At 47.9% G+C, this 23630-nt stretch carries 21 protein-coding genes; 8 read left to right on the top strand and 13 right to left on the bottom strand.

The genetic code is table 11. The annotated features are described in order from the left end of the window. Window positions 1–159: 159 nt before the first annotated feature. Window positions 160–2478 carry an acyl-CoA dehydrogenase gene (locus tag GC130_RS19395; protein ID WP_152000011.1) on the top strand — a complete coding sequence of 773 codons (2319 nt, stop codon included), beginning with the start codon at window positions 160–162 and terminating at the stop codon, window positions 2476–2478. A gap of 2 nt (window positions 2479–2480) precedes the next feature. Here the strand turns inward: GC130_RS19395 and GC130_RS19390 are convergent, their stop codons facing one another. From GC130_RS19390 to GC130_RS19365, 6 genes are all read right to left on the bottom strand, one after another. After that, entirely contained in the window at window positions 2481–3833 is a 1353-nt protein-coding gene (locus tag GC130_RS19390) for an alkaline phosphatase family protein (protein WP_152000010.1), read from the bottom strand. 7 nt (window positions 3834–3840) lie between these two features. Next, on the bottom strand, window positions 3841–5055 hold the full coding sequence (gene eboE, locus GC130_RS19385) for a metabolite traffic protein EboE (protein ID WP_152000009.1): 1215 nt from the start codon (window positions 5053–5055) through the stop codon (window positions 3841–3843). 2 nt (window positions 5056–5057) lie between these two features. Continuing rightward, on the bottom strand, window positions 5058–6227 hold the full coding sequence (locus GC130_RS19380) for a 3-dehydroquinate synthase (protein ID WP_152000008.1): 1170 nt from the start codon (window positions 6225–6227) through the stop codon (window positions 5058–5060). A 49-nt stretch (window positions 6228–6276) separates the two neighbouring features. After that, complete coding sequence (eboC, locus tag GC130_RS19375; protein ID WP_226940551.1) at window positions 6277–7140, bottom strand: UbiA-like protein EboC; 864 nt, start codon at window positions 7138–7140, stop codon at window positions 6277–6279. Window positions 7141–7162: 22 nt separating this feature from the next. Beyond that, the gene (locus GC130_RS19370) at window positions 7163–8068 is read right to left on the bottom strand and encodes a TatD family hydrolase (RefSeq protein ID WP_201568377.1); all 906 of its coding nucleotides are present in this window, start codon (window positions 8066–8068) and stop codon (window positions 7163–7165) included. Between the two features lie 104 nt (window positions 8069–8172). Next, window positions 8173–9063 carry an EboA domain-containing protein gene (locus GC130_RS19365; protein ID WP_152000005.1) on the bottom strand — a complete coding sequence of 297 codons (891 nt, stop codon included), beginning with the start codon at window positions 9061–9063 and terminating at the stop codon, window positions 8173–8175. A 198-nt stretch (window positions 9064–9261) separates the two neighbouring features. On the opposite strand from GC130_RS19365, the gene GC130_RS19360 reads away from it, so the two are divergent. The 3 genes from GC130_RS19360 (at window position 9262) to GC130_RS19350 (ending at window position 12083) form a co-directional block, all read left to right on the top strand. Then, window positions 9262–10764, top strand: coding sequence for a S10 family peptidase (locus GC130_RS19360; RefSeq protein WP_152000004.1), 1503 nt, complete (start codon window positions 9262–9264; stop codon window positions 10762–10764). 155 nt (window positions 10765–10919) lie between these two features. Beyond that, window positions 10920–11720, top strand: coding sequence for a hypothetical protein (locus tag GC130_RS19355; protein ID WP_152000003.1), 801 nt, complete (start codon window positions 10920–10922; stop codon window positions 11718–11720). A 129-nt stretch (window positions 11721–11849) separates the two neighbouring features. Continuing rightward, entirely contained in the window at window positions 11850–12083 is a 234-nt protein-coding gene (locus GC130_RS19350) for a hypothetical protein (protein ID WP_152000002.1), read from the top strand. Here the strand turns inward: GC130_RS19350 and GC130_RS19345 are convergent. From GC130_RS19345 to GC130_RS19325, 5 genes are all read right to left on the bottom strand, one after another. Further along, window positions 12073–13461, bottom strand: coding sequence for a c-type cytochrome domain-containing protein (locus GC130_RS19345; protein WP_152000001.1), 1389 nt, complete (start codon window positions 13459–13461; stop codon window positions 12073–12075). The genes GC130_RS19350 and GC130_RS19345 overlap by 11 nt on opposite strands. Window positions 13462–13480: 19 nt before the next feature. Next, a complete protein-coding gene (locus GC130_RS19340) occupies window positions 13481–14398 on the bottom strand; it encodes a sugar phosphate isomerase/epimerase (protein ID WP_152000000.1) in 918 nt (305 codons plus the stop codon). 12 nt (window positions 14399–14410) lie between these two features. Continuing rightward, a complete protein-coding gene (locus tag GC130_RS19335) occupies window positions 14411–15898 on the bottom strand; it encodes a DUF1501 domain-containing protein (RefSeq protein WP_151999999.1) in 1488 nt (495 codons plus the stop codon). A 2-nt stretch (window positions 15899–15900) separates the two neighbouring features. Further along, window positions 15901–18612, bottom strand: coding sequence for a DUF1553 domain-containing protein (locus tag GC130_RS19330; RefSeq protein WP_151999998.1), 2712 nt, complete (start codon window positions 18610–18612; stop codon window positions 15901–15903). A gap of 106 nt (window positions 18613–18718) precedes the next feature. After that, window positions 18719–19774 (bottom strand): hypothetical protein, encoded by a 1056-nt coding sequence (locus tag GC130_RS19325; RefSeq protein ID WP_151999997.1) that lies wholly within the window; start codon window positions 19772–19774, stop codon window positions 18719–18721. A 96-nt stretch (window positions 19775–19870) separates the two neighbouring features. Between GC130_RS19325 and GC130_RS19320 the strand changes: the two genes are divergently transcribed. The 4 genes from GC130_RS19320 to GC130_RS19305 all read left to right on the top strand — a co-directional run bounded on the left by GC130_RS19320 (window position 19871) and on the right by GC130_RS19305 (window position 22034). Continuing rightward, entirely contained in the window at window positions 19871–20461 is a 591-nt protein-coding gene (locus GC130_RS19320) for a TetR/AcrR family transcriptional regulator (RefSeq protein ID WP_151999996.1), read from the top strand. 37 nt (window positions 20462–20498) lie between these two features. Continuing rightward, the gene (locus GC130_RS19315; RefSeq protein WP_151999995.1) at window positions 20499–21425 is read left to right on the top strand and encodes an alpha/beta hydrolase; all 927 of its coding nucleotides are present in this window, start codon (window positions 20499–20501) and stop codon (window positions 21423–21425) included. Between the two features lie 157 nt (window positions 21426–21582). Continuing rightward, the gene (locus GC130_RS19310) at window positions 21583–21777 is read left to right on the top strand and encodes a hypothetical protein (protein WP_151999994.1); all 195 of its coding nucleotides are present in this window, start codon (window positions 21583–21585) and stop codon (window positions 21775–21777) included. Further along, window positions 21777–22034: a type II toxin-antitoxin system RelE/ParE family toxin gene (locus GC130_RS19305; protein WP_151999993.1), complete on the top strand. Its 258-nt coding sequence runs from the start codon at window positions 21777–21779 to the stop codon at window positions 22032–22034. The genes GC130_RS19310 and GC130_RS19305 overlap by 1 nt, the downstream gene beginning before the upstream one ends. A gap of 31 nt (window positions 22035–22065) precedes the next feature. Here the strand turns inward: GC130_RS19305 and GC130_RS19300 are convergent, their stop codons facing one another. Both GC130_RS19300 and GC130_RS19295 read right to left on the bottom strand, forming a co-directional pair. Beyond that, window positions 22066–22902: a DUF2306 domain-containing protein gene (locus GC130_RS19300; RefSeq protein ID WP_151999992.1), complete on the bottom strand. Its 837-nt coding sequence runs from the start codon at window positions 22900–22902 to the stop codon at window positions 22066–22068. A 138-nt stretch (window positions 22903–23040) separates the two neighbouring features. Further along, window positions 23041–23559, bottom strand: a complete 519-nt coding sequence (locus GC130_RS19295) for a hypothetical protein (protein ID WP_151999991.1) — start codon at window positions 23557–23559, stop codon at window positions 23041–23043. Window positions 23560–23630 lie beyond the last annotated feature (71 nt).

Genomic DNA, 23630 nt, shown 5'->3' with positions numbered 1-23630 from the left:
ACTAATCAATCTCTAGTTGTATTGAACAACTCTTTTTTCGAAAGGTCAAAATCTTTTATGGCCTTTTTGGGAAGCCCGGTGATTAAAAGCTAATGCTGGACCAAATTATCATTGTTTTAAAACTTTTAAAGAGTAAAATTTAGACAAACAATAACACCCATGATCAATTCCCCGCTACTAAAAGCCAATCCATCTCTGTATTCTTTTCTTCCAATGTTTTACATGGTATGGGCAGATGATGTACTTACGCCAAGTGAGATAAAAAATATCCAAAGTTTGATTAACAAGCAGTCGTGGCTGAAAACCGAGGAAAGGGAATTGCTGCTGTCTTACCTGAACCCTGCTAAGCCGCCGTCTCCTAACGAGATAAAAAGCTGGCTCACAGAAATAAAACGTATCTCTCAGGAACTGTCGCCCGAAATGAAAACAAGTCTGGTGGACATTGGCAACAAGCTTGCAGAGCTTAATAGTATCGGCAGGGATGAAGTGGCCTTTCAGAATGCTCAGCAGCCACTGCGGGATATTGAAGATGCGTTGGGCATTATTAGCAGGGAGTCCGCATTCCATCTGGCGTCTAATGACAGGGCTGCTACCGAAGCGGAAACACTCGCATCTCAACAAACATTTTCGGTTGATAAACTCAGGGCAATTTTGGACGGTGATCAAGCTGCCCTCATTACCAAAGTAAAGACACTTCTATCCGACCCCGAGTTCAAATACCCGGACACGGGAGACCTTACCGAATACCGTGAAAAAGTACTCCATTGGTGCAAAATTCTTGCGTCGCAAGGTTATGGCAACCGTGCTTACCCTAAAGAGTTTGGTGGCGCTGATGACATGGAAGGCTATTTCACCATCATGGAAACTCTCAGCTACCACGACCTGAGCATGGTCATTAAGTTTGGGGTACAGTTTGGGCTTTTCGGTATGAGTATCTATTTCTTGGGCACCGAAAAACACCATAAAAAACACCTGGCTGATGCGGGTACGCTCAATCTCCCGGGCTGTTTTGCAATGACAGAAACAGGCCATGGTTCAAATGTAAAGGGCATTGAAACCACTGCCACCTATGATCACAAGTCGGGCAAAATTACCATTCACACACCCAACCCCAAAGCCCAGAAGGAGTACATTGGCAATGCAGCGTTGCATGGCCAAATGGCCACGGTATTTGCCAAGCTGATCATTGACGGAACCGACTACGGCGTCAGCGCCTTTGTTGTTCCCCTACGAGACAAAAAGGGCGCCATGCACCAGGGGGTGACAATTAAAGATTGCGGCAGAAAGATGGGCTTGAACGGCGTCGATAACGGAGTGATATGTTTCGACAATGTGGTAATTCCAAAGGAAAGCATGCTGGATCGCTTTGCCAGCATCGATGAAAATGGGCAATTCGCCAGCCCAATCAGCAGCGACAATCGCCGGTTCTTTACCATGCTTGGGACTCTCGTGGGCGGCAGAATCGGCATTCCCCGCTCTGGGCTAAGCGCCACGAAATCCGGGCTTACTATTGCTATTCGATATGCCGATGGCAGAAGACAATTCGGGCCTGAAGGTGGTACAGAGGTTCCCATCCTCAACTACCGCACACACCAGCGTCGCCTCATGCCACTCCTTTCCAATGCTTATGCGTTGCATTTCTCCCTTCAGTATCTTACACAACGGTTCCTTAAAAGAACGGAAGAAGATATGCAGGAGATAGAAGCACTGGCCGCCGGGCTAAAGTCGTGGGCGACATGGAACGCTACCGCTAGCTTGCAGGAGTGCAGAGAAGCACTTGGGGGCAAAGGTTATTTAGCTGAAAACCGCATCGCCGCTTTGAAAAATGACACAGAGATTTACACCACTTTCGAAGGAGACAACACAGTACTGATGCAGCTGGTGGCGAAGAGCAGACTTTCTGAATTCAGACAGGAGTTTGGTCACATGAACCTGTTCGGCATGCTGAACTACGTGACCGATCAGGCCAAGGTGAGTATTCAGGAAATGAACCCCATTACCATCAGAAACACTGACAAAGAACACCTGCTGGATTCAGAGTTTCACCTGGCAGCATTCAGGTACCGGGAAAAAAGCATTCTGGCATCTTCTGCCAAGCGACTGAAGCACTACATCGATCAGGGAATGGACTCTTTCGACGCTTTCAATCAATGCCAGTACCACCTGGTGATGGTCGGGCATGCTTACATCGAAAGAATTATTCTGGAACAGTTTCAGGAGAAGATTAGCGAAGTAACTGATGAAGGCAGCAAGCATATCCTTACCAAGCTTTGTCAGTTATTTGCCTTGTCCCAAATAGAGAAACACAAAGGCTGGTACCTGGAGGCTGACTACATGGCTGGTGCCAAAACCAAGGCCATTCGCCAGCTGGTCAACTCGCTTTGTTTGGAGGTTCGGCAAAACGCTGTGGCGTTAACTGACGCTTTTGGAATCCCTGACACTTTGCTAGCAGCACCTATTGCTGTAAGAAATAGCTAAACTCAGTTTGTAAGAGATTGCCAGATAATGTCGTGCACAGATGTGGCTGGTACTGAAGAATCGCTTACTTTTTTGTCAGTTACAAGTATTGGATGGTATTTCTTGTCAACGAAAGGGCTTCCATGGGAGCCCCTGATCAAATTGGCATCCAGAGGGATCACGTCCATCACATAGCGAAAGCCCATCTTTTTGCGGAGCAGTTTGTATCCTGCCCTGAGCTTCGAGCTCATAAACATCTCCAAGGGATCGTAGCCAGGCTTCTTATGGATGTCTACAGCCCTTGCGTAGTCAGGTGCTTTGACATCGTCGAGCCAAAAATAGTAAGTGAACCAACTATGCTCGTCGGCTATGAGCACGAGATCACCAGATCTTTCGTGGTTAATATGATGTTTCTTTTGCTGGGCTTTGTCCAACACCAAACTCACTCCCTGAGTAGCTTCGGCCAGCCGTTTTACCTCTTCCATTACCAATGGATCGTTGACATAAATGTGTGCAACTTGATGGTCGGATACGGCAAATGCTTTCGAAGCACCAGCATCCAGTAACTCCAGCCCCCTTTCCTCCCGGATACCAAGAAGCCCTTTTTTGCGCAGCAGTCTGTTGAAATGAACAGGTCTGCTCACCGGGCTTATGCCGTATTCTGACAACAAGATAATATTGGCCTTCTTTTTTGTGTAGTAGTCCACCAGCCCTTTTACCACCTGGTCAATTTCGGTGAGCTCCTTTCCTATCAACTCGAAATCGAGACCGAATTTTTGTAAGCAGTAGTCGAGATGGGGCAAATAGATGAGCGTCAACGTGGGGTCGTATCGGCGATCGGTAAAAACAGAAGCATCAGCTATCCATTGGGTGGATTTGATGTTAGCACCAGGCCCCCAAAACTGAAACAAGGGGAATTGACCCAACTCCTTCTGCAACTCATCCCTAAGGCCGGCCGGCTGCGTATAGCAATCAGGCATTTTTCTCCCATCGGCCAGGTATTGAGGCCTGGGTGTTGCAGAAAAGTCGGCCGAGGAGTACATATTGTACCACCAGAACATTTTGGAGCAGGTAAACGAAGGATCAACTTTCTTCGCCCTCTCCCATATTTTCTCTCCGGCTACCAGTTTATTCGACTGCTTCCAGAACTTTATTTCCGAATCCTGATGATCGTACCAGCCATTGCCAACGATGCCCGTTTCAGACGGCCATTTGCCGGTGACATAGGTCGACTGTACAGAAGTGGTAACCGCAGGCAGCATAGGCACAATGGATTGAACGTGCCTTCCCTTTAAATACTCTTGAAGAAATGGTGTTTGGTCTCCTATCAGGTGTGCCGATAGCCCTACAATATCAATAACGACGGTTTTTTTCATTTGCTACTTAGTCGAACTCGGTATTTAGCTGATCAGTAACCCAGTTCATCTCTCTCACGATGGATTCATCAATAGCTAATTTCAAACCTTCCGGGAGCACCTCCCATGTGTAGGTTTCAATTTCAAGATGATTGGTGAATGGTTTTGCCTTTTGAAGGTCAAGCACCTTCACAATGTCTTCTTGTGTCGACTTCAATACGCCGTAGTCTTCGACAAATAAGGGGACATGGAAATGAGAACGCCATTCCTTTATGTCCTGATTGTCAGCATCAGCAAGGGCTTCTGGCAAATCCGGATAGCGTTTAAAACCATCGCTTTGGGTTCGGGCCACTACCTGATGCAGGTAGGTTGACTCGTTGAATCCTTTGAAGGCAGCGATCACTGGATTCCTCGCCTTTCCTGACGCCATAGGTGCTTTTAGCGCAGCGCTAATCTGAATTTTGCCTGTTTTGATGCCCGAGGATTTCAGTTTGTTGACCACTTCCTGATGATTTTCATAACCGACTGCAAAGTGACACACGTCGTAGCAAAGCTGTACATGGCGCTTGATGGTCGCCTCGGCCTCTGCTGCTGAAATACCAAATGCCTTTTGTAGCTCAGATGTGCCAAGCGGAAGCAGGTATGCCTCATACCAGTCGATGAACTCTGGTCCAGACTCCAAAAGGCCGTCTGGCTCAGGCTCAATGTCAAGATGGAGTAGCTGACCTGTCGTGTCACGTAGCCTTTTCAGGTGTTTGGCTACCTCAATGATTTTCAGCGTTGTGGCTTCGAAAATATTCTCGAGGTCTTTAGGCTTGTGCCAGTAGCGATACGTCAAAGGTGAGGTAGAAATCCCTCCTTCCATCCCTTCAGGAAGCAGTTGTGAAAGAATGTCGAACATCCTGATCGTGTAGCTCAGCCTGTCCGTGGTAGTCCAGTCGGGAGCGTGTACCTGCTCTTTCACACGGGTGTTATGAAAACCACCGTAAGGAAACCCATTCATCGTGAAGACATAACAGCCAGAAGTGGACAGCCAGTCTTTAAATTCAAGCAGGGCTCCCTCTTTAGCAAGGTCGATCGATGCCTCGTTAGATAATCGTAGCCCAATCCCAAAAGGCTGGTCTGGGCTGCATTTCTCTTTCACCGAAGGAATGAACTTCCTGAGTGCAGCGAAATGATCTGCCCAGCTTTCGCCGGCATGTATGTTGGAGCAGTAGGTTAAGTAGCCAAAGTCTGTTTTCATAATCAGAGCCTGATCGTTTGTTGGTGAGCATAACTTTCCAGCCATTCACTGGACTCACGGATTAGTTTCTCATTCATTTCATGCACTTCTTCCCCTATCCCAATAGCTATCAACAGCATAATGGTGAGTTTGCCACCCAGGTGCTCTCTGAACTCATTCAGGCCATCGAGTAGCGGGCTATTGCCTTCTTCAAACTGAAGTAGTGGATGCTGCAATGGGAAACCAAGATTTTGAAGCACCACTAGAATTCTCCTGGCATCGGCTTCCGACAGTCTGTTGGTAAGCATTGAGTAGACCGTGTCGAGGGCAATACCAATCGCCACCGCCTCACCGTGTCTGATAGAAAAATCCGCTAGCGCTTCCAGTTTGTGCGCACTCCAGTGACCGAAGTCAAGCGGTCTGGAAGATCCTGTTTCAAAAGGGTCTTTGCCGGCAATATGGTCGAGGTGCAGTGCGGCGCACCGTTTCACTAAATATTTCATGGCACCCATGTCACGGGCTGCCAGCATGGTGGCGTTGTGCTCAATCCAGTCAAAGAAGGAAGCATCTTTGATAAGTGCCACCTTCACTGCTTCCGACATGCCTGATCTCCAGTCGAGGTCAGATAAAGTAGTCAGAAAATGATAGTCATTGAATACAGCAACAGGCGGAGCAAATGTGCCGAGGAAATTCTTTTTCCGATAGAAATTGACGCCATTTTTCACACCCACCCCAGAATCGTTTTGAGAAAGCACGGTAGTAGGGATGCGGATATGCCGTACGCCCCTGTGTGAAATGGCAGCAGCATACCCCACCATGTCGAGTACAGCCCCACCACCAATAGCCACCAGGTACGAATGCCGGTCGATGCCGTGGGCGTTCACCGAATCAATAACCTGATACAGGAGGCTTTCATCGATTTTAGCTTCTTCACCACCCGGCACGACTAGTGTCTCAAGAATGAGGTGGATATTATCGACAGTCTCAAAATAGTCTTGAATACCTTGCTTTAGACCGGGATGCGCTTCGTCCACTCCCTGATCCAAAACAAACAGTACCTTTTGGATGGTACCTTCTTCCATTCTTTCTTTCAGAAAACTTGAAAGTGTATCGTTCGACCTATCGAAAAGGTTTGTGGTGAAATACACTTTGTAGTCAAACTTCACACTGAAGGACTGTTGTAAAAACTCCATAACTATGCTAATTGCCTGATGTCAGGCTGAAAATTTAAAACAAACAAATTCACGTTACAGCAAAGGCTTTCGCCACCAATAACGACAAGGGCAACAAAAGTACAATACCCAGGGCAAAATACGTAACGCCAAAAGCTGATGCCCAGGCAGCATTCATTAGTATCAATGCAATGACTCCTGCTTTGACCGCCTTTCCTATATTCTTCCCAATAGGATTGGATATCGCTTTGAATAGCGGAAAAGCAATCATTCCACCAAATGCAAGAACAAAGGGCAATGTGAGATAAAACGTATTGTTTTCTATCGAGAACCATAAAACAGCGCTAATTACCACGGCGTAAAGCACCAGCGCATTATACAGGGTCAATTTGCTGCCTCCATGCACTTCGCCCCGGCTGATCATGGTAATGGCAGCGATATAAACCACCGGCACGATGCCCAGCCACCAATACATCTCAAGGATACCAGAAACAATGCTCATACCAAGCATCAGGTTCAGGCCTCTGCAGAGTCCCATGTTGACGGGCCCCAAAATAAGCTGATGCTTGCCCCATTTATCGTAAACGACGGAAAAAAAGGCGATGGCTGCGGCGATCAATCCAGATGGCATCCAGCTCACTTTGCCAGCGGCTAAGATACCGATGCCCAAAAGGACCGCCCCAAGCATTGCTGCCATAAACCTGGAAACCACACCACTGGGAATCGGTCGTTCCGGCCGCTCGACGGCGTCAAGCTCCGCATCAAACACGTCGTTGAGCACAACGCCGCCACCATATAAGCCCATGGTGGCCAGGCTCAGCCAGATAATGGGCGTTGCCCCGTGGGTGAAGGCGGTCAGGTAACCAGAAATAGCCACACCAGCCAGAATGTCGGCTACCGCAGTGACAATATTGGCTGGCCTCGTAAGGCGCAAGAGTCCGATGATTTGCTTCAAATTATTTGATGATCAGGGAGTTCTTATCCATGCGTGGTTGCTGGCCGCCACGCAAAACCGTATTGCCTTCGAATTTTTGGCTTTGATCAATGTCTTTCACCGAGGCAAAGTCCGCCTCGTCGATTTGCCCACTCTGACCAAACGCCGTGATGGCATTTTGGTAGGTAACCAAACGAATGACTTCATCGCTGATACCATGCTGTTTCATCAAAGCCGCTGTTTTCGGCACGGCCAGCGGATCGCTGATGCCCCAGTCGGCAGCGGAGTTGATCATTATTCTGTCGGGTCCGTACTGTTTCACCACTTCGACCATCCGCTCGTTACCCATTTTGGTAAAAGGATAAATGGTGAAAGCTGCCCAAAAGCCACGATCCAATACTTCCTTTACAGTCTCTTCATTATTGTGGTCAACAACCACCATCTTCGGGTCAAGGCCCTGCTCCAGGGCGATGTCCATACTGCGTTGGGTGCCTCGTTTTTTGTCCCGGTGAGGTGTATGAATTTGCACAGGCAGCCCTGCTTCTTTGGCGAGGTCAAGCTGCGCCCGGTAGTATTTCTCTTCTGCCGGTGTCTGGTCGTCGAAACCTATTTCACCAACACCCACTACGCCTTCTTTGTAAATAAACAGTGGCAGGATTTCCATCACCTGCTCAGCCAAAGCTTCGTTGTTCGCTTCCCGGCTGTTCAGCCCTATCGTGCAGTAGTGCTTGATACCAAACTGCGACGACCTGAACCGTTCCCAACCGATCAGGCTGGCATAGTAGTCACGGAAAGTCGCAATGCCCGTTCGGGGCTGCCCGAGCCAGAAGGCAGGCTCGATAAGGGCCACCACACCGGCGTCCGCCATGGCCTGGTAGTCGTCCGTCGTGCGGGATGTCATGTGCACATGGGGGTCGAAAAACTGCATGCCCTTTACACTATCGAGATAAACAGGGTTGGCGTCCCTTTTTTGTAAATCCGCCTCAGTAAAATTATCACTACAACACATAATCGTTCTGTTTTTATTCTGAGCTAAACCAGCTCTGTTTTCTTTGCTATACTTTCCCAGGAAATGTCACCCGATTTAACCAATGTATTCAGCTGCTTGTTCCTATCCAGGAGTTCAGTGGCAGCAGGAAATTGGCTCGCACTACAGGCAAGAGCCGCAGCTTCTCTTTCTGTGCTATCGACAGACAGCACCAGGCGCTCCATATCGCCTATGGTTTTTTCATTGATGAAAGGCCCGACACATCTCCACAACATGGGAGGTACTGCCCGGTGCGCCGCCCATCTTTCATGCGCAAAATCGGAGAGCGTGTTGGCCAGCTCCAGATTTGCCCTGTCGTCCAACCCAATAATCGAATGCAACGGTTTTTCTGTAAATATTGCCTTCAGCACCAGTTGATTCCAGGCAGCTTCATCGAGTTGCTCCGAGGGATACGGGTTATTGCACATAATTGCCTCCAGCACATCACCTATATTGCTTCGTATCCCTTCGGCACACTGGGCTTTCCACACTTCGGGATAAGCTAACACAGGCAGTGCAGAATACAACGCCACCAGCTCATTCATTTCCGCCGCCAGAAACAGGTTTTGAATCCTGACTGTGTAATTGGTCTTGCTTGAAGCCGGCACCTGAATCAGCACCCACACCCGACACAAGCGGTCAATTGACCAATTGGTTATTTGAAAACCATGTCTGATTTGTTGGATGTTAGTCACAGCACCTTCGCTAAGGCTCAAATGATTCTTGCCAACCTTTCTGGGAATAGCAGCGAAAGCCACATTTAATGCTGATCCCGTTTCAGAAGAAGAGATATCAGCCGCTTTTTCTTGAAGCCATCGCCAGGCATCGTCAGACACAGAGGACTCAACAATGGCTGACAACACTGCACTAAGCACCCTGGCATCGTATGAAAACATCTAAAATAGGGTTTGTTTAATTAAAATCGCTATAACCAACAAATATGAAAGGTTTTGGCAAGTATAAAAATACCGTCCGACACATTGCGTGACATTGCTCACATCACAACAAATTTTTCGCCCCCCATTGTTCTGTTGTAATAAAAAAGTTTGATCAAATTGTGGGCACAAAACATTCAACTCAAATTGATGACCTTAATGAAAACCATTCTATGCGCTTTCACTTTGCTTGGCCTTGTTCATTTATCCAATGCACAAAAGGCTGACTCGACAGTAAAAGAGATACCTGCGCCGAAATCATTTATCACACAACACCAGGGCACCTTCAATGGAAAGGCCGTGCGGTACAAAGCTGTCGGGAAGGAAACACACCTGAAAAATGATAAAAACGAACCTATCGGAGCGCTGTGGTCGGTCTCCTATTTGCAGGAAGGAGTCACTGATTATAGCAAGCGGCCTGTCACTTTCATTTTCAACGGCGGCCCTGGCTCAGCTTCTGTTTGGTTACACATGGGCTTTCTGGGACCTCGAATTGTAAAAATCGCAAGCAATGCGGACACAGACGACGGCGGCGCCCCCTATCCTATCGTGAACAATCAACAGTGCCTGCTCGACGTTACGGACCTGGTTTTTGTAGACCCCATAGGTACGGGCTTCAGCGTTCCAGTTGGCAAAGGATCTGGAAAGGATTTCTGGGGACTAAACGAAGACGCCAACTCGGTTGCGCAATTTATCAGACTTTGGATCACTGAAAACAAAAGGTGGAATTCTCCGAAATACATTTTTGGCGAAAGCTTCGGGACCACACGGGCTGCGGCGGTGACCAATGTGCTGGAAGGAAGCGGACAAAGTGTTTCAATGAACGGACTTGTCCTGATTTCTCAGGCAGTCGATTATCAGGGCTCCACCTCCATTCACGACAACGTGATCTCCTACCTTACCTACCTGCCAAGTATGGCTGCCACTGCGTGGTACCACAAGAAAGCCGGACAAAACAAAACTTTAGAGGCCTTTGTGCAGGAGTGTCGGGTATTCACGACGGATGAGTATGCGCCGGCATTGCTCAAAGGGAGCATGCTTAGTGCAGATGCACAAAATCAAATCGCTGAAAAAATTTCCTATTTTACCGGGCTATCAAAAGACTACGTCTTAAAATCAGACCTGCGAGTACTTGTTCCACGGTTCCAGAAAAAACTGATGGAGCAGGAAGGACTCGCCATCGGCAGACTCGATGGAAGGTTCAAAGGCGATGAGGCAGACGATGTGGCGGAATATCCAACGCTAGGCGATGCTTCCGACTACCAAATGGATGCAGCTTATACGGCAGCCCTCAATCACTATTTTGCCTCAGAGCTAAATATTGAAATGGACAGGCCCTATATCACCTCCAGCGAAGAAGTTGGAGCTAACTGGAGATGGCGAGATGCGCCGGAAGGTGAATACTGGGAGCCGATTTATGTGAATGTAGCCAGAAAACTGGCTGAGAGCATGCGACGCAACAAGGATCTTAAGGTATTGGTGGCTTGCGGATATTATGACCTGATCACACCCTTTTTTGATGCTGAATACACCTTTGCCCGCAATGGAATTCCTAAAGAAATGGTGCAATTGAAATATTACGAGGGCGGGCACATGATGTACAACCACCAACCTGATTTTGATTTGTTAGTGAAAGACATCAGAGTATTTATGCAAAAATAGCAAGAGTAGCTGCCCTATTTTGTCATTCCGATAGTAAAGGCACTTTCAAAGCAGTTGCGCTTGGTTTTATTTAAAATATTACATTTAATATTCTTTTTATACAATTTATAGCTTTTGTGATCGTTAATTCAGTAGTTGTACCAATAAATTTCAACATGAGAAAACTAGCATTTCTATTGTCATTTTCAATTCTTTTTGTGTCATGTAACAAAGATGAAGAAGTAGACCCGGGCACTGCTCCGGCAATGCCTCCCGGTACGAGCATGGCTCCCAATTTTGATCATTTTATCGGCAGTGACGGCGATGGAGGTGGCAGGCAAATGGTTGTCAGGAATTGGGTATATGCTGCTACAAGTGTTGGAGTGTATTCTGGCATCCTTTCCGGGGCGTTGGTTGTTCCTGTTACTGCGTTTAAACTAGCGGTGAATCAAGAGGCTACATTTGATACAGAAACTAAATTATGGGTTTGGACTTATGATACATCTGTTCCCAACAGTGGCTCTTACTCCGTAAAACTTACTGCTGATGTGGATGGCAGTGATGTTACCTGGACAGGCTATATTTCGAAAGCAGGTGGCTTTTCCGACTTCGTGTGGTTTACGGGGGAGTCCAATTTCATGGCCAATGCCGGCACCTGGACACTCTATGAAGGGCCTGACAAGCCAAATCCATGGCTGTCATCTGAGTGGTCCAAATCGGAAGTTGATGGAATTGCAGATGTTACCTTCACAGTTGAAAAGCCGGGCGACAGTTTCGGAAGTTCGATTAGCTATATGGTTGATGCCGGCGCCGAGCTTGACAGGAACGTCACTATCATAGACACCAATACCGAAAATACAATAGAGGTGCTCTGGAGTGCCGAGAACAGCAATGGAAAAATCAAAAGCCAAGTCTTTTTTGAGGATAACTTGTACCACTGCTGGGATACAACATTGAACGACGTAGCCTGCGAGTAAATCCTAACAAGCAGCGATACCAGGGCCTTTGATTCCTTTGAGTCAAAGGCCTTACTTTTTGCTCCGGGAGTAACTTATGTCACTCATCTCTACTTTCGGCTAACTTACCTTTGTAGAAAAAAAGAAGATATGCAGATATTCTCCATAAAAACGATTCTACTACTCTGCCTTACTTTGGGTCTGGCTCCCTTCTTCCCTGAGCCGCACATTTGGGGCAAAATCAAGTGGATAGCTGGCGGCGCTGTTGGCATGCAGCCCATGGACTGGTTCGATTCAATTTTTCACGGATTCCCCTGGCTATTGCTGATCGGCTTTGGTATTGGTACCCTCATAAAAAAAAAGCAAGAGGTACTCAATAAATAATCTTACTGGTATCTGCCTCAATCAGCGGCATTTCGTAGCCACCAAGGTCTATAGAAGCATTTTCAAATATTCCCCGTAAAGCTGCAGTATCTGTCGGCTGCACCTCGGTTTGAAAGAGGAACAATTGCTGAAGACCGGCGTTACCTTGTAAAGTCTTGATGCCGTCTGCTGTCACTGGATTATTAACAAGGTTCACGTATTCCAATCTCGACAAAGGCTGTAATTTTGACATAAGGCTATCGTTCAATCCACAGTCTTTGAGACTCAGCTTCGTCAAGTTTTGCATCTTCCCAAGGTATTCAAGGTGTTCGGGCTCAAGAGCTTTTCCTGTCAAGTCCAGCCACACACACTGTTTATTTATGGACGTAAGCAACTGAAAAGCCTCCGTCATGTAGTGCTCAGGCACATGCAAGAATTTCACATTCAAATAGTTACTACCGTCGCTCACAGGCACAATACTCACGCCGAGCGTGTCGAGTCTTGTCACCAAAGCTGCTTCCACATGCTGAACCTTGTCCTGTGGAATATAGGCATAGGTAGCTGGTTTGTTGGACGTAGCAGCATTGTACGCCATAATGAGACTATCGCTCCACGCCAGTTCTTCCACTGTCTTGTCAAAAGAAGCACCTGTGGCCACCCACTGCACCAATATAGCCACCTCGGCCTTACTCAACTGACTCTTCTCCTTAGGTGGCATATGATCATCATTGTCAATCGGTAAGAGGATGTTTTCTATCAAATGACTTTCCTCTGGCAAAGAAGCCACTATCACTTCTCCGTGCTTCCCTCCCTTCAGCATTTCTTCAGGTGAATCGAGTCTCAACTTTCCCTTCTGGCTGCCGGGGCCGTGACAGCTCTTGCATTTTCTATCCACAATATTAGCAATGGCCTCATATCCCAGCGTCTCTTTTGTCAGAACAATAGGCGGAACAGCCGCTCCCTCTTTTACAAACCATTCCGAGAGTGGCGGAGGCGTCAGAAAGCCGTCTCCATGTGTAATGCTGCCTCCCAGGTGTCCGGTAATTACTAAAAGCAGTCCTGAAACAATCAGCGCCGATTTAAAAACTTTCTCGCTTCTCGAGTGCACAAAAAATGCCACCCAGCTTATAAGAACAAGGCCTATGCCCATCCACTGATGCCAGTCGATCAGTTCATTTGCGTAGCCACCCGATTGTGAAAGTATCCAGCCTGTAAAAGCTGACAGCGTGGCCGAAACCGCTGCAAGAAAAAGCACAATGTGGTTAGCTCCCTTGAGGTAACTGTAGTTTTCCTTTAAGCTCATAAAGCCAAAAAGGATGGCAATTATCAGCATACCGATAGGCAGGTGCACAAGCAGGGGGTGGAATTTGCCAATAAATGAAACGATACCGTAGTCCATAGAAGCCTGAGTAGCTGGGTTATGAAGTGTATCGGTCTCTGATCAACTCAAGCATATAACGATTTATATCCCACTGGTTAGCAACGGGTTGCCTCGTATAAGGAATGGTAGGCATATAATCAGCCGGGCCAAATTCAGTCAGGAAGGTCATGGTGTTGGCACCGGCGTTTTTCCGCAGCTCAATGACTTTGTCCCACCAGGCCAGGTGCTGGTCAAGGGCCTCGTTCCATTCCGGCGCCCTAGGATCGTTCACCTGAGGACTTTCCGGATGCCCCACACGCAGGTGAATGTGCCTGGTACGTTGCAAAGCCATGTCTACCGTTTCCTTTTGATCTTGCAGCAAAGTCTCGTGTACGTTACACCAATGTGAAATGTCCAGCGTCAATGTCAGATCCGGGTTTTTCTCAATGAAGTTTCTGGCAACCGGAGCCGAGTACATGATGCGGGAGCGATGCGTTTCGTGGTGAATGCCCACGCCGGATTCCTTGCTGACTTTGATGGTCAGGTCAATAAATTGTTTGTTTTGCTCGTAGGAAAAGAAGTCTTTGCCGGAGTGACAGTTGATATACAAAGGCTTCATCTTTGTAGCGGCCCGAAGATTCGTTTCGAAGAGTTCAAAATGAGGCTGAAAGTCAGGCTGGTATGCACCCACAAGAAAGCCATACGCTAATCCATTGGCTTTGGTGGCATTCACCAACCTTTCTCTATCTCCGGCATCGGTTGGATACCATACCTCCAGCCCGTCATAGCCATAGCTTTTGATTTTTTTGCAAAAGTCCTCTATGGTATCTCCATCTCCCCAGTTGGTAGCCAGTATTTTAATCTTCATATCAGGTGTGTTGGTTTGTTTTCGCTTGGAGGCCAGTAGTGGTGAGGCCGCCAGCCCCACTCCTATGCCTGCCCCCAAAGTGGTTCCAATAAAATCTCTTCTTTTCATCTAATAAGTCGATCAACTCAAAATCTCCGTCAGCACGTGTCCATGCACATCCGTTAACCTGAACGGGCGCCCCTGGAATTGGTAGGTGAGCTTTTCATGGTCAAAGCCCAGCTGGTGAAGAATGGTAGCCTGAATATCGTATGTAAGCGCTTTGTCTTTCACCGCTGCATAGCCTATCTCATCGGTTTCCCCAAAGCTGAAGCCTTTCTTGATCCCACCTCCGGCCATCCAGATGGTGAAAGCTTCCACATGGTGGTCACGGCCCAGATAAGGATTAGCCTTGCCCTCCCTGTTTTCCAGCATGGGCGTTCTGCCAAATTCTCCCCCCCAAACAACCAGTGTTTCGTCAAGCAGGCCCCGTTGTTTCAAATCAAGGATCAACGCCGTCGTGGCTCTGTCCACCTGGCGGCATTTGCCCTGCAGGCCAGCCCCAACAGATGCATCCGGGCCTGTGCCATGAGTGTCCCAGCCCCAGTCGTACAACTGCACGAACCGAACGCCATTTTCTACCAGCTTGCGAGCCAGGAGCACGTTATTGGCAAAGCTTGCCTTGCCAGGAGTCACTCCGTACATGTCTTTGATATACTGGGGCTCTGAATCGATATTCATCACTTCCGGTGCCGACATTTGCATGCGGAAAGCCAGCTCATACTGAGAAATGCGAGTCAACGTTTCCGGATCGTTGAACTCCTCATGTGTTTCCTGATTCACTTTATTGATGGCATCAATTGATGCTTTGCGCAAATCACGGGTTACATTGTCCGGATTATTGATGAACAATACCGGGTCGCCAACTGAGCGGCACTGAATCCCCTGATAAACGCTTGGCAAAAAGCCACTTCCCCACACGCTTTTCCCTGCATCGGGTGTGCTGCCACCGGAGGTGAGCACCACAAAGCCAGGCAGGTTCTGGTTCTCCGTTCCCAGGCCATAGGTCACCCAGGAGCCCATGCTTGGTCGTCCAAGCCTGGCTCCGCCTGTGTGCATCAGCAGTTGAGCCGGTGCATGGTTGAACTGGTCAGTTTCCAGGGCCTTCACAAAAGTGATATCGTCGGCAATGCTGTGCATGTGTGGCAGAAAATCAGAAATCCAGGCGCCACTTTGGCCTCGTTGCTTGAAATTGGCCTGAGGTCCCAGCATTTTGGGCACCCCCCGAATAAAGGCAAAACGTTTCCCATCGAGGAATGACGCTGGGCAGTCTTGACCATTGAGCTTTTGTAGCTCGGGTTTGTAATCAAAAAGCTCCAGCTGTGACGGAGCGCCAGCCATGTGCAAATAAATCACTGACTTGACCCGTCCGGGAAAGTGAGGAGCTTTTGGCGCCATCGGGTTGCCCGAAGCAAATGAGTTCAAATTGGAACCTGTGTCGCAACCCCACAAAACAGACGATAAAGCCATGGCTCCCATGCCCATCCCGCAGTCTTTGAGGAAGTGCCGCCTGGTTTTGAGCCTGGCCTGCTCTATGTTCGCTTCATGAATCAGTTTCTCGTAGTTGGTCATGGCTAATTCCTCGTTACAAATTCATCCAAATTTAGAATGGCTGCGGCCACCAATTGCATCGCCTGGGTTTCAGCATCTTCCTCCCCTTCATAGCTTCTGAGTGCTTGGTTGTACAGGTTTTCTAATGCCTGCCGCTTACCTGGCGTGATAGGCTTTTTCATCGCCGCCCGGTATCCATAGTCGATATGATCCTCCGGCGACTCTCCCGATTGCTTCATCTTGAGCGCTAAGTGATGGGCAGCTTCCACATACACTGAGTCGTTGAGCAGCACCAGGGCTTGAAGTGGCGTGTTAGTCGGTATTCTGCGGGCCACGCACACCTCCCGGGCAGTAGCGTCAAAAGTAAGCATGGCCGGGTAAGCACTGGTGCGCTTCCAGTACGTATACACACCACGCCGGTGCTGGTCTTCCCCTTCGCTTTGCTTCCATTCGGCATTGGAGTAGGCAGAATTCCAAATTCCTTTAGGTTGATAAGGCATCACACTCGGGCCATACATTTTACTGCTCAATAGGCCGCTAACTGCCAATGCCTGGTCACGCAGCTGTTCTGCCGAGAGCCTGGTACGTGGTGCCCTTGCGTAGTATTGGTTGAATTGGTCTTTTTCAAGCACGTCGTCGGTTGCCACTGAACTTTGCCTGTAGGTGGCCGACATCACCATGGTCTTCAGTATTTGCTTCAGGCTCCAGTCATGCTCATTCACCAGCTGCCACGACAGGTAATCCAGCAGCTCCGGATGTGTTGGCTCTATCCCCTGGCTGCCGAGGTCCTCCAGCGTTTCCGCCAATCCCTGACCGTATAGTTGCTCCCAAAGTCGGTTAATGATCGTTCTTGCCGTAAGGGGGTTGGCAGGATCCGTCAGCCACATGGCCATGCCTAGTCTGTTTGCCGGTGCTCCGTCGGGCAAATCCGGGAAGACTTCAGGAACGCCGGGCTCCACCTTCTCCCCTTTCACCAGCCAGTTGCCTCTTTCGAACACATGGGTTTCTCTTGTCATCCCAGGAGGATTTTCCACCATAATGGGTGTCGTCTCCACTTTGGCGTTCACCAGCTCCCAGTAGGTACTTTGGGCTTCATCGGCCGCTTCACCCCCAGGAAACTGGCCGGAGAAGTGAAACCAGTCGAAGAAAATACCGTTGGCCACTGGATTGGTAAGGCTGGGGCTTTCGTAGGAAAGATAAACATGGTGGCGTCCTTCTACCCCGGCAAAAGAAAGGGTATCGATTACCCATTTACCACCCGTATCTTTCATTTTCAGTTCTTTGAGCACACTACCATTTTTTCTGTCGTCAAGTCTGATTGTCCAGGTGCCGTCCTTTATATTGGTTCGGTAACGATAAGTGAGTAAATTCCTCTCTGTCAGCTCCACGCTGGGCAGCCTGGCCACGCCATAATTGCGGAACACCAGCCACTTGGTATCAGCAAGCTCTGCATCGACAAACTCATCGGCAGTAATTGAATTGATGGCCGGCTGCCAGGTCTTCACAAACTGGACAACTTCTTTCGTTTTAGCAGTCGTCGCATTTTCTTCAAGCCAGTTCTTCAGAGAGGCCAGCTTGGTGCTGTCTTCCGTTTCGAAGTGCCGTAGAAGCGGGTACTCGTCATAAGTGTCTTCGTCCCTCGTATTATTGAAAAATGCGGCAAATCTATAATAGTCCTCATGCCTTATCGGGTCATAAGGATGACTGTGGCACTGCACGCAGGCGAAAGTAGTGCCCATCAGCACCTCCCAGGTGGTATTGACACGGTCAAGCACCGCCGCAACTCTGAACTCCTCATTATCAGTACCTCCCTCATCATTGGTCATTGTGTTGCGATGGAAAGCTGTAGCAATTAGCTGGTCATCAGTCGGGTTCGGTAGCAGGTCTCCTGCCAGCTGCTCGGTGAGAAAATCATCGTAAGGCTTGTCTTCGTTGAATGCTTTGATCAGCCAGTCACGGTAATGCCAGATCTCCCGGCCCGGATCCCGCTCATAGCCCTTGGTATCAGCATAGCGGGCCAAATCAAGCCACATCGCCGTCCAGCGCTCCCCATAGGCAGGGTCAGCCAGTAATGCGTCCACCACTTCTTCGTAGGTCATTGGATTCCCATCCGTAAGAAAAGCTTCTACCAACTCATCAGAAGGTGGCAACCCGGTCAAATCCAGGCTTACCCTTCGCAGTAAAATATCTTTGGGCGCTTCGGGCGAGGGTTGCAGACCCATCTCGGAAAGCTTTTTTCTTATGAACAAGTCGACGGGTTGCTCTGACGCTGGCACTTCACTTTCATTCAAAGAAGCAAACGATTTGGCCGTTGGCAATGCCGGCTTCTCCACCGGCTGATAAGCCCAATGCTCTCCCCATTCTGCTCCTTCATCAATCCACCTTCTTAAAATGTCAATCTCTTCGTCAGACAGCGGCTTTTTTTTGTAGGGCATTTTCACCTCAGGGTCATTGGCCAGGAGCCTTCTCATCAGCTCGCTTTCGTCGGCATGACCCGGGATAATAGCCGGCTTCCCGGATTTGGTGTTACCAAGGGCTTCTTCTCTAAAAAGCACACTAAAGCCACCGTTCTTTTTTACGCCACCATGGCAGGTAATACAATGCTGGTTAAGAATGGGCTTGACTTCTGTGCTGAAGTCAACTTTTTTGCGGGGGTACATTTGCCAGACGGCTAGTCCTATTGCAAGGGCAATGGCAGGCAAAATAAGGAACCGGTAGTTAAGCAGGTGTTTCATAAAATACGACACCCTAATTACAAAAAAATCAGAGGAAAAACGATAGAGAATTGGATTAAAGAGGTTACTGTGCGCTTCAGTACAGCGTAACCTCTTTAATTCGTTCTCAACTCACGTCCACCGCCGACACATACACCGGCCCTTTCAAGTCGGCCACATCAACACCATTCGATTTCACCATCACATCCACCAGTTTGGGCTTGCGAAGCTTGCTCACTAACCCAAGGCCCAGTGATTGCATGACAGGGTAAAGTCTGGAAGTCGGGTCGACACAAATGACAGCTGAGTAGACGCCATTTACTGCAAGCGCATGTGCCAGCAATGGGGCCAGCTTCTTTTCGTGGCCAGACTTATAATATACCCCTTCGACAGTGACAAAACGATAGTTGGGGTGAAAAATCTTGCTCAGCAGTCGCACTTTTGGGAAAACATTCATCATCACTTTACCAGCCTTTCCCGGCATGTCATCCACCCGCCAATTCTCCGGATTTGCCTGAATGCCTGCCACTATTTTTCCCTGCTCTCTGATCACAAAGTAGTTCCCTTTGTAGAAAAGGTTCTCGTCCGTTACAAGTGCATGGTCGCTGTAAAACTTTAGCAGTCTGAGCTTGAAACTGTCCCATTCACCTGGCGATAGCTTTTCAACAGTTTTACTCAACCGTGGATTGAACCTGCTAAACACCAGCGACACAAAGGAACCAACCTTTTCAAAGCAAAAGCTCTTCACAAATGCCTCTGATCTTACGTTTCCACCATCGACATAGGCATAGAAAAAATGGGGAGCCTTTGCTTCAAAACCCGCACCACTAAGCAACGAGCGAATCTCACGACGCAACACCCCGTCTTCCTGAGGTCGTTCTATGTACTTGTCACCAAGTTTTCTCAACGAAGGATGAAAGGTGAAGTACCTCACATAATACGATTCGCCTACCACGCCCCTGTTGCTTGTTTCCCGTTTACAAAAGCAACAGGTGGCTATCACTTTGCTTCTGCGAACCAGGCTGACAAAAAATGGCTGAGGAATGCTCATATACTTATCTTCAGCCTGCAGGTGCTGGTAAACCATGCTCTTTCCCGGCGTGCCAATGATATTATTGTCCAGCAGTTCTTTCACCCCCTGCGTAGGCACCCTGTCTACGTTCAACAACTTCAAGTCCGGCATAAGTTGCCAAAATTAGATGTTCTATTCCTTCTATGAAACCTTTCGTGCGATAGTCCGTATTTTGATTATAAAATACCAATCGGTATATTTGTAAGAATGAGAAACCCGGAGGCCACTAAGCAACTCATAATAGAGAAAGCGATATCCCTGTTCAATACGCAGGGCTACCGGGCTACTTCATTGTCTGACATTACCAAAGCCACCGGCATTACCAAGGGGGCCATTTACGGGAACTTCAAAAACAAGGATGAGGTAGCAGAAGCCTCTTTCGAATATGCCATTGAAGTGGTGATGCAGGAATTGAAAGAAAGGATCAGCGCTGCGGCAACAGCTCCACTAAAGCTGAAAGCTATAGTAAATTATCACGAAGAGTACATAAAGTCGCCACCGTTCTCTGGAGGTTGCCCTATTATCAACACCAGCGTGGAAGCAGATGACAACTACCCGCAGCTGAGGTCGAAGGCTATTCGATCCGTCGGCATCATGAAAACCTCCATTACCAAAATATTGGCCCGTGGTATCAGGGAAGGACAAATTGATGCCAGTGTCAATGCTGAGGCTATTGGTATGATGATTTATACTTCAATCCAGGGAGCAATTGTGCTTTCGAAGGTCGAAGGTGATGGGCAGTCATACAGTGTCGTAAAGAAATACCTTCATTCACTCATTGATTCAATAACAGTCTAATTTTTTTACCTTATTAAATACCAATCGGTATATAGCTATGAAAAAAGTACTTATCCAAACATCAAGCGAAGAAAAGAAAGTAAAGAAGCCTGCCAAAAAGGCCAATGCACAAATGGAATGGCTGATCAAGGGTTTGCATACACTACAGCATGTGTCACCGAAATTAACCTCTTCCATTATCTGGAACCAGTTCACCAAGACTCCGACGGTGAGGTTCAACGACAAACAGCATGCCCTGATTGAAAAGGCCGAAATCAGCGTCATCAAGTACAGGGGAAATGACCTTAAGGCCTACCGCTGGCAGCCCGCAGACGCCAGCAACGGTAAAACCATCTTGCTGTCTCATGGCTGGGGCTCTAAAATTGCTGATTTCCGGCGCATGATTGAAACACTTGTGGCAGAGGGCTATACGGTTGAAGGCGTAGATATGAAGGGGCATGGCTTGTCGGCGGGCACTCATACCGCACTCCCAGAAATACGGGACGTGCTAAAAACCCATTATTCACGAAACGGCCCTTACCATGCCGTGGTGGGTTATTCCATCGGCGGACTGGCCGCCGGGCTGACGGTGAATGAAATGAGCACCGCCTTCCATCCCAATCACTTAATTATTATTGCTACGCCACCCTACACCCGGTATTTCTTCCAGGAAATCATTGACCAGGTTGGCTGTAAAGAGCGGGTGTTCAACGAAATGTGTGAATTGGTAGAAAAACACTACCATGAATCCATCGACTATTTCGATCTCAGAAATAAGGCCGACAACCTGAAGCACCTCGACCTGCACATGATTTATGACGAGCATGACAAAACGGTGCCTTTCACCAAGGGCCTCGAACTCAACGAAATGCTGCCGATGTCGTCGTTCGTGCATGTAACCGGTACCAACCATAACCAGATTATTGCTGATGAGAAAGTGATCGGGTATATTCTGGATGCGGTGGCGGTAAAAGCTGAAGTCTGATGAGAAAGCTAGCTTACTCAGCTCCCTTATTACTTGCTAAAATAGTCACAAGTAGTCTAAAAATAACCGTCAGTAAAGAGTCTAAAGCAAATGCCATTCTACGTTTCTCCAATAAATTAATTCGTTAACTTTACGTTATATCTTGAAAAATCCTGCCATGAAAGGAGTAACCTTCATTAGTGACGAAAATAATAAAAAGCGTTTCGTCCAAATAGATCTTGAACAACTTGAAGAACATCAGGGTGAAATTGAAGAATTGCTGGACGTAGTCATTTCAGAAAGCAGAAAGAATGATGATGAGATTAGCTGGGAAGAGCTGAAAAAACAGCTAAAAGCAGAAGGAAAACTCTAGTGTACCAAATCAATTTCAAACGGAAGGCGGGAAAGGAACTCCTAAAGCTACCAAGTCAAGCAGTACAGGAAATATCTTCTTCAATCGACGCTCTAGCAGAAAACCCCAGACCGGACGGCAGCAAAAAATTAAAGGGGAGTAATGAAAGCCTGTGGCGAATTCGTGTTGGAGACTACAGAGTAATTTATGCTATTGAAGACAAGATCAAAATTATCAGTGTGAGGAGAATTGCGCATCGAAAGGATATCTACAGGTAAGCTTCTTTTTCATTACTGGGTTCTTGCCTTCCTAACCCATCAACCACCCAACAATCGCCGGGCCCCAGTACATCCTGGTGAAATAATACGTGCCCAGCCCCAAAAATCCTGTGGTAAGCAGCAGAATGAAAGCGACGCCATAGTTGTACAGTGCCGTTCTATTACCTTTTTGCGAGCGAACAAAAAGCTCCACCACCAGCAAGTTGGGCAAGTAGAAGAAGAAAGCCATCACCCTGTCGAATAATCCAGTGAAATGCTCGGTGTGCCCAAGGCGATCGGTAAAGGAGAACCAAAAGCCGTAGTCCATCCTGTAGAGCCAGGAGCCAATGGCCAGGGCATAGAGACGCAAAGCCCATACCCGGTGAAGGTCGATGCGGCGGGCGGCGGCGTGGCTGTAGGTTTGAATGCCTGCAATGAACATCAATACACCGTAAAGCCCGAAGCCTATGTCCATCACCGTACCGCCAATGGTGCCCTTTACGAAGATGAAAGTCAGCCCGCCAACAGCAGCAAGCAAACAGGCGACAACATACACACGGCCAACCCAACGATGAAACGCCGGGTAACTATTTCTGACAGCATCAATCAGTTGAATACTTCCAAGAATGAGAATGATTCCCCCTGCGGCAAAGTGCAGGCCAATACCGGACGTGGCTGCTGTGTCACCTTCCCGGTAAAGGTTGGGGAGCAGGTCGTTCCATTTGTCCAGGTTACCTCCCGCCAGCGGAGCAGCGTAGAAGGCCAGGATATAAAGACCAAAAAGGCCGGCGCTGACCCACACCATGGTGACGAGCAGTGCTTTTGTCCATTGGAGTATTTTATCGCTGATGAGCGATTGTGAAGAAGGTTCTATCAGTGAAACTGGCATCGGCTGGCTAAAAATAGATCAAAATGTTGCAAGCAATTTATGACAGTTTACTGGTTTGTGCTGAAAGAAAACTATTTTTATTGGCGTACTCCTAGCGTCCATTTGACAATGATCGTAGCTCAACTGACAGCCAGCCTATCAAAAGCTTTTACCAACACCAATTCCAAATAGCAGAGCAAAATTTTTGTCTCTCGTAGAATCAAAAAGCCTCGGCATAATTGCTCCATTCCAGTACATGCCTCGTTTTCCTGGTGTTGAATGATAACCAATCCTGCTGATCACCGCATAGGCGAGGGATTCTTCAGCTGCCACAATATTTTCGGTTGGGCTAATAACGTTCCAAACGATTTGTGAAAAAGCAGTAATTCCTAGCCCGAGTTCAATATTCCGATGAATGCCTCGTGAAACGAGTTCAATGGGGAGTGACTTAAAAAGCGTATGCGCATTGCCTGCAGACCTGGGGAATAAACAGATTCCTACTTTGGCTGCCAGCCAGTCCTTGTCCGTATGAATCAGCACTTTCTCGTACCCAACAGAGTAGATTAGTCCGTTGCCTATGAATTCTCCGTAGAGGGAATTTGTCCTTTCTTTTTCCTGTGCGTAAGCGAAGTTAGCTACAAAAAAACAAGGAATTAGTAAAAATAGGATAGTCTTCATAGAAGTATTAGTTTAATTCTTCAACCACATTGCTGTATTTAATATATAAACAACAATATAGCTAAATGCCC

It is taken from the genome of Imperialibacter sp. EC-SDR9 (genome assembly GCF_902498805.1).
Classification (GTDB): domain Bacteria; phylum Bacteroidota; class Bacteroidia; order Cytophagales; family Cyclobacteriaceae; genus Imperialibacter.
This window is presented reverse-complemented; position numbering and strand designations above follow the sequence as displayed.